The organism is Paenibacillus zanthoxyli JH29 (assembly GCF_000520715.1).
In the GTDB taxonomy this organism is placed as follows: domain Bacteria; phylum Bacillota; class Bacilli; order Paenibacillales; family Paenibacillaceae; genus Paenibacillus_AQ; species Paenibacillus_AQ zanthoxyli.
This window is the reverse complement of the sequence record NZ_ASSD01000169.1, coordinates 1-3,333: the sequence shown is the minus strand read 5'-3', so window position 1 is coordinate 3,333 and position 3,333 is coordinate 1. Positions and strand designations below refer to the sequence as shown.

At 55.4% G+C, this 3,333-nt stretch carries 2 protein-coding genes and 1 pseudogene; all 3 read left to right on the top strand.

Features of this window, described 5'->3' with window-relative positions; translation table 11 throughout:
- The first annotated feature begins 173 nt into the window (after window positions 1-173).
- Window positions 174-1,832, top strand: coding sequence for a urocanate hydratase (gene hutU, locus L691_RS0106630; RefSeq protein ID WP_025689531.1), 1,659 nt, complete (start codon window positions 174-176; stop codon window positions 1,830-1,832).
- 13 nt (window positions 1,833-1,845) lie between these two features.
- Window positions 1,846-3,123, top strand: a complete 1,278-nt coding sequence (gene hutI / locus L691_RS0106625; protein WP_025689529.1) for an imidazolonepropionase — start codon at window positions 1,846-1,848, stop codon at window positions 3,121-3,123.
- Window positions 3,116-3,333: pseudogene (locus L691_RS28100) on the top strand (Zn-dependent hydrolase); the annotation flags it as partial. The gene hutI and the pseudogene L691_RS28100, both read left to right, overlap by 8 nt.

The following is a 3,333-nucleotide window of genomic DNA, read 5'->3' as shown; positions in this document are numbered from 1 at the left end:
CGGCTCGCTCCGGCAACCCGGAAGCTGCTGAGCCTGATTCGGTCTGTCGTGCCTCCGCTGACGGAAGACCGGTCCTTGAGCGGGGATATTGAACGGGTGGCGCACTGTATGAAGACGCAGGGCTGGTCGTTAGAAGAAATTCAGCCAAATTAAGCGAATAAGGGAGATCTCAAATGTCAGACCATCAACGCATAATCCGCGCCCCGCGCGGCCGGAAATTAAATACAAAAGGCTGGGTACAGGAAGCCGCTCTGCGGATGCTGATGAACAATCTGGACCCGGAAGTGGCGGAGCACCCGGATCAGCTCGTTGTATACGGCGGCATCGGCCGGGCGGCGCGCAACTGGGAAGCCTATGATCGCATCATTGGTTGTCTCAAGGAGCTTGAAGAGGATGAGACGCTGCTGATCCAGTCGGGGAAGCCCGTTGCCGTGTTCAAGACAACAACAGATTCGCCGCGCGTCCTTCTTGCCAACTCCAATCTGGTCCCGGCTTGGGCGAACTGGGAAACCTTCCACGAATTGGACAAAAAAGGACTCATGATGTACGGACAAATGACCGCCGGAAGCTGGATTTACATCGGCACGCAGGGAATAGTCCAGGGAACCTTTGAGACCTTTGCGGAAATAGCGCGGCAGCATTTCGGAGGCACATTGAAAGGCACAGTTACGGTAACGGCGGGTATGGGAGGCATGGGCGGGGCTCAGCCGCTGGCGGTCACGATGAACGAAGGCGTTGTTATCGTTATAGATATAGACCGCGCACGCATCCTGAAACGAATTGGGAAGCTATACTGCGACCAGTTGGCGCCGGACCTTGACGAAGCGCTTGCCATGGCTGCCGAAGCGAAGACTCAGAAGCGGCCTCTTTCCATCGGACTTGTAGGCAACGCTGCGGAAGTGCTGCCGGAAATGATCCGCCGCAGGTTTATTCCCGAGATCATTACCGACCAGACCTCGGCCCATGATCCGCTTAACGGCTACTTGCCGGCAGGACTTACACTGGAAGAGGGGCAGGCGCTCCGGAGAGTTAAGCCGGAACTTTATATCAAGCAGGCAAAAGCTTCTATAGCGGTCCATGTGCGCGCCATTCTCGAAATGAAGAGACAGGGGGCCGTCGCCTTCGATTACGGCAATAACATCCGCCAGGCCGCTTATGATGAAGGCGTAAAGGAAGCCTTTACTTATCCCGGATTTGTCCCGGCTTATATCCGGCCGCAATTTTGCGAGGGAAAAGGGCCGTTTCGGTGGGTGGCGCTATCCGGTGATTCGGAAGATATCTATAAGACTGATCAAGTGATTCTGCAAAAATTCGCGGGCAACGAAAGGCTGTGCAAATGGATTCGCATGGCACAGAGAAGGGTAGCGTTTCAAGGTCTTCCCGCCCGCATTTGCTGGCTTGGCTATGGTGAGCGCGCCCGATTCGGAAAGATTATCAATGAAATGGTTGCATCCGGCGAGCTTAGGGCGCCGATTGTCATCGGCCGCGATCATCTGGATGCCGGGTCTGTAGCCTCGCCTAACCGGGAGACGGAAAGCATGAAGGACGGCAGCGACGCCATAGCCGATTGGCCGATCCTGAATGCCCTGGTCAATACTGCTGCGGGAGCGAGTTGGGTATCGGTTCATCACGGCGGCGGAGTCGGCATGGGCTATTCGCTGCATGCGGGTATGGTTGTCGTTGCGGATGGAACGGAAGATGCCGGGAAACGGCTTGAACGCGTGCTGACCACAGACCCCGGCATGGGGATTGCGCGCCATGCGGATGCCGGTTACGAGCTTGCCGTGGACACGGCGAAGAAGAAGGGCATTAATATCCCGGGATTGCATTAAAGGAGGCTGGAGTATGGGGAAATTAACCTATGTCAAATCCGCTTCCCAGCTGATTAGTATGGATGGAGGGCTCGGGCCAAGAACGGGCAGAGGCATGTCGATGCTGGGAATCACCGCGAACGGCAGCGTTGTTATTGAGGATGGCATCATCGTCTTTTCCGGTTCTGACACGTTGGCAGAGCACTATTTAAGCACATGCCAAGATGAAGTTGAAATCATTGACGCTCGCGGAAAGGTCGTTACACCGGGCCTAATTGATCCCCACACGCATGCGGTATTTACCGGGAGCCGGGAGAATGAACTGGAGCTGCGGCTTCAAGGGGCAAAGTATATCGACATCCTGAAGCAGGGCGGAGGCATTCTGCATACGGCGCGGAGCACAAGGGAGGCGTCCGAAGAAGAGCTGGTACGGCAATCCAAAGTCCGGCTGGATCATTTCCTTCTCCACGGCGTCACCACGATTGAAGCCAAGAGCGGCTACGGGTTAACCCTAACAGATGAACTGAAACAGCTGCGCGCCGCGCGGGCGCTTAACGCCAGTCACCCTATTGATGTGGTTTCGACTTTTATGGGAGCCCATGCGGTTCCCGAAGAGTTCAACGATAACCCTGAGGATTATGTCGATCTCGTTATCAACGAAATGCTTCCGGCAGTCGCCGAGCAGGAATTGGCCGAGTTTTGCGATGTGTTCTGTGAACAAGGCGTTTTCAGCACCGCTGAGTCCCGCAGGATTCTGGAAGCGGCAGGAAGACACGGCTTCAAGTTGAAAATACATGCCGATGAAATCGCGGAGAACTTCGGAGGTGCGGAGCTGGCCGCGGAATTGGGCGCCGTTTCAGCCGAGCATTTGCTAAAGGCCTCGGAGGAAGGGATTCAAGCGCTGGCGAGGAGCGGTACGATTGCGGTGCTGCTTCCCGGTACGGCCATGTTCCTTATGGAGCAGCCGGCCGCTGCCCGGAAAATGATTGAAGCGGGAGTGGCCGTTGCTTTATCCACCGACTGCAATCCGGGTTCATCGCCTACCTCCTCCATGCCATTTATTATGAATGCCGCTTGTCTTACCATGAAGATGACCCCGGCGGAAGTATTGACGGCAAGTACGATTAACGCGGCTTGTGCGATTGGCAGAGAGAAAGTAATGGGGAGTATTGAAATCGGCAAGCAGGGAGATTTGGTCCTGTTCGATGCCGAGAATTACCGCCAGCTTCAATACTATTATGGGATGAACCTCGTGCATACAGTCATTAAGAAAGGCCAAGTGGTTGTAAAAGGAGGCGTCCTCGTTGATTGACAAAAGCCTGTGCATTAACCGGGATAGACTTGAACGCAGTATTCAAGATCTGGCTGCCTTCGGACTGAATGAGCATGGAGGGCTGGACCGGACCGCCTTTACTCCCGCCGAACTGGAGGCGAGGGAGTGGCTGAAGGCGGCTCTTGGAGCCGAAGGAATTAGCGTAAGGATTGACGGGGCGGCGAATATCTGGGGCAGAAGAGCCGGAGA

What these genes read in the sequence shown, in the direction of transcription:
- hutI (WP_025689529.1), top strand. Translation starts at nt 1,846, where the DNA reads ATGGGGAAATTAACCTATGTCAAATCCGCTTCCCAGCTGATTAGTATG.
- hutU (WP_025689531.1), top strand. Translation starts at nt 174, where the DNA reads ATGTCAGACCATCAACGCATAATCCGCGCCCCGCGCGGCCGGAAATTA.